Origin of the sequence: Rhodococcus sp. EPR-147 (assembly GCF_001647185.1) — a bacterium.
Taxonomy (GTDB): Bacteria; Actinomycetota; Actinomycetes; order Mycobacteriales; family Mycobacteriaceae; genus Rhodococcoides.
In genome coordinates, this window is sequence record NZ_LVCU01000227.1 from 1 (window position 1) to 3,885 (window position 3,885).

At 66.4% G+C, this 3,885-nt stretch carries 3 protein-coding genes; 1 reads left to right on the forward strand and 2 read right to left on the reverse strand.

The genetic code is table 11. From position 1 onward, the window contains the following. The coding region (locus tag A2J02_RS11125; protein ID WP_068050073.1) for a VWA domain-containing protein at positions 1–1,280 on the forward strand (1,280 nt) is incomplete at its 5' end. 1 nt (position 1,281) lies between these two features. Here A2J02_RS11125 and A2J02_RS11130 read toward each other — a convergent pair. Together A2J02_RS11130 and A2J02_RS11135 are read right to left on the reverse strand one after the other, a co-directional pair. Next, positions 1,282–2,019 carry an energy-coupling factor transporter transmembrane component T family protein gene (locus A2J02_RS11130; protein ID WP_068050075.1) on the reverse strand — a complete coding sequence of 246 codons (738 nt, stop codon included), beginning with the start codon at positions 2,017–2,019 and terminating at the stop codon, positions 1,282–1,284. Further along, on the reverse strand, positions 2,016–3,885 hold a 1,870-nt coding region (locus A2J02_RS11135; RefSeq protein ID WP_068050077.1), incomplete at its 5' end, for an ABC transporter ATP-binding protein. The genes A2J02_RS11135 and A2J02_RS11130, both read right to left, overlap by 4 nt.

Consider the following 3,885-nt stretch of genomic DNA (forward strand, 5'->3'; position numbering starts at 1 on the left):
CCGAGCTGGCCAAGGCCTCCGTCGCGAACACGTTGCCGGTCCTGGTCTCGAAGTCCGATGCCGCTCCGGTGACCGATACCTGGCTCAGCGTGCTCCAGCTTCCCGGGCAACGCATCGGTGATCCCCTGACCAGCAGCGCCTCGAATGCCGCGATCCTCGGTGCGCTGGCCGAATCCGAGGTGGCGATCTCCGACGCCAAGGCCGTGTCGGCGGCCCTGGTCCCGATGGCTCAGGACTTCGGACGAATCGCGGACACTCCACACGACACCCCGGATCTGGTGGCCCAGGTGGCCGCCGAGGGTGGCACCAGCGTGGCGACCGAGCAGGCACTGCTTGCGTACGAGGCCGACAATCCGGGATCGGGACTGACCGAGTCGGTTCCGCCGACCGGCAGCTATTTCCTCAACTACCCGCTGGCCGTGACCGCGCCTGCCGGCCCCGAATACGACCGCGTCAAGCAGGCCGGAGCCGCACTGGGCTCGGTTCTCGCCACCGCGTCTGCCGCCGAGACCTTGGTCGCAGCCGGCTTCCGAACATCGAGTGGCACACCACTTCCCGACGGCCGAGGCGTCGGGTCCGTTGCGTCGCTCGAGATCAAGAATCCGCTGTCCATCGAGACGACGCTGCGGGACTGGGCCGTGCTCGCACTGCCGTTGCGTACCCTCGTCGTCGAGGACGTGTCGGGTTCGATGGCCGCGAAATCGGGTGACTCCACCCGCATCGCGCTGACCGTGGACGCGTCGGTCGGTGCCAACTCGCTTTTCAGCGATCAGACGCAGATGGGGTTGTGGGCGTTCTCGATCGGGCTCGGTGGTGGCAAGCAGGACCACCGTGAATTGGTGCCGATGGGTAAGGCCGACGGTACGTTCAACGGAAAATCGCAGCGCGACGCCATTCTCGATTCGATCCGGGGGCTCCCGGCTCTCGTCGGCGGCGGAACGGGGCTCTACGACACCACGTTGGCTGCATTCCGGCGGGTCAAGGAGGGATACGACCCCGACTACGTCAACAGTGTCATCATCCTGACCGACGGTGCCAACGAGGACGAGGGCAGTATCTCCCTCGACGAGCTGCTGGCGTCGCTGCAGAAGGAACAGGATCCGGTGCGACCCATCGTGATCATCACCGTCGGCGTCACCAGTGATGCAGATCCGGTTGCACTGCAGCAGATTTCGGCTGCGACCGGTGGAACGAGTTATGTCGCCGAGGATCCGCGCGACATCCCGGACGTGTTCGTCAAGGCCTTGAACTCGCGCACCGAACGTCTCGCGGGGGAGTAGGTCAGCCCAACAGGAAGCTGATCGCGATGGCTGCGGCGCACGCCAGAGTCACCACGGTCAGCGTCACCGCGTCGGAGGCCTTGAACCGGGCGTCGGTGGCGGTGATCATTCCGGTTCCGCCGCGGGCGGTGATGGCCCCACCCATTTCGTCGGCCCGCCTGATCGCCACCGACATCACCGTCGTGACGATGTCGACCAGAGAATTGTCCGACGCGCTGTTGACGACCGGCTTGGGGCGCAGGCGTCGGGCAGCATTGAGGGTGCGCATCTCTTCGATCAGCAGCGGAAGCGACCGCAGGCTCAGGGCCACGGCGATGGCCCACTCGTCGACCGGCAACTTCAGCTTCTTCAGCGGCGCGCCCAATTTGGAGACCGCAGGGGCGATGTCGCTCATCGACGTGGTCCAGCCGATCATCATCGATGCGCCGAGCAGGACGAAGATGAACAGCGTCGCGCGCAGATACACCAGCACCGCCGCGCCGCCGATCGGCAGATTGATGAGAGCTCCGACGCCGAACAGTGCCCAGATCCACCACGGTGGACGCGGAATTGCGGTGATCGGGACATGCGCGATGATGGCGGCGATGACCAACAGCGCGAACACTATTCCGAGGGCAGGCCACGTCGGTGCCACCACGAGAGTGATGCTCAGCAGCAGCACGGCGACGAGTTTGGTGCCGGCCCACAGGCGGTGGATCGGTGAGAATCGCGGGACCTGACGCAAGACGACGGTGGTCACGAGTGCACGCTCCCCAGGATCGAATCGGAGACGATGTGGCCGTCGGCCATCGTGATGGTGCGACTGCAGACGGTGTCCATACCGTCCACGTCGTGGGAGATGACGACGATGGCAACGCCGCGATCGCGCAGTCCGGCGAGAACGCCGATGATGTCGTCGCGGCCGGGAGGGTCGAGCCCGGCCAGGGGTTCGTCGAGAACCAGTAGCCGAGGACGACGCGCGATCAGCCCGGCCAGCACCACGCGTCGCATCTGACCACCACTGAGCGAATCGATGTCGCGAGCCGCCAACGACCTGTCCAGGCCGACGGCATCCATCGCGGCCGACACTGTGGCAGAACCTGTTTCGGGACCGGCAGCGGCAGCGATGTCCTCGGAGACGGTGCGCCGCTGCAGCTGCAGGCGAGAGTGCTGAAAGGCGAGTCCGACATCGCCGACACGTGCGGTCATCGCCTTGCCGCCGAGCTGGGCGGTGCCCTGGGTCGGGCCGGTGAGGCCGGCCATGATCCAGGCGAGAGTGGATTTGCCCGAACCGTTCCCACCGAGAACGAGTACACCCTCACCGCGTTTGACAGTGACGTCGATGCCGTTCAGTGCTACCTGAGCCCACGGTGTGCGCCGGTTGTACGTGTGCGCGACGCTGCTCAGCTCGAGGATGCGTTCGCTCGAGTTGTCGTGCAGTGCAGCGGCATTACCCGTCCGAGCGTGCATCCATGTCGAGTCGTAATGCACCTGATACCCCTCGTGCAGATGTACGACGCGATCTGCGGCGACGGTTTCCGAGACGTGGTGGGTGACGAGCACGACCGACATCGCGTGCCTGCGGGGTAATTCGGCGAGGAGCGAGACCAGATGTTCGCGCCCTGAGGCGTCGATCATGGCGGTTGCCTCATCGGCGATGAGCAGGGCAGGACGGCGAGCAAGTGCTGCGGCGACCGCGAGTCGCTGCATTTCGCCGCCGGAGAGGGAGGCAGTGTCGCGCGCTCCCATACCGCCGAGCCCGACCTCGTCGAGCAAGGCCTCCACGTCGGGACGTGAATCGCCGGGCGGTAGTCCCCACACCACGTCGTCGGCGACGCGGGTGCCGAGGATCTGGCTTTCGGGGCGCTGCAGCACCACTGCGGTGCCGCCGTACCGTCCGAGTCCGGTCGAGCCGGGCCTGTCCACGGTGCCCTCCGACGGTTCGAGGCCGGCGAGGATCCGCGTCAGCGTCGATTTGCCGGAACCGTTGTGGCCGACGATCGCCACGGATTCACCGGTGTCGATGCGGAGGTCGACGCCGGTCAACGCGGACGTCGTGCTTCCCGGGTACCGGAACCCGACCGCGGTGAGTGTGACCGGCAGCGGCCCGATCTCGTCGTCGGTGCTGGAAGCCAGGGGCTCGGGGGTGGGGATGGTGGAGAGACGGTCCAGAATCGCGGTGAGGATGAGCCACGCGAACAACGTTCCGGTGACGATGCCGAAGGCGATCGACCCGCCGACCCACCACCACCAGTTGTCGAGCACGGTCGTGGAGCTGGTGCGGATCACGTCGGCCACGCCTTGCAGTGCCGATGTGCGCTCGAGCAACCGAGAAATGCCCTCGAAGGTGTTGCGGAGAGTCTCGAGAAACAGCTCGCGCAACGGAACGAGAACGAGCAGCATCAGCACCGTCAACGCCCCGAGCACCGGCCCGACGACCATCGAGGTGACGAGAACGCCGAACAGTCCTTGCTTCCTGCGTTTCGCCCGCCCGACCAGGCCGCCCAGTAGGGCGGCACTGGCGACGGTGATGGCCGTCTGGGTTCCGGCCGCGACGAAACCGACGAGAGTGCCGGCCACCGCGGAGGTGACCAGTGCGCGGGTCCGATACCGGAGTGCGACCACC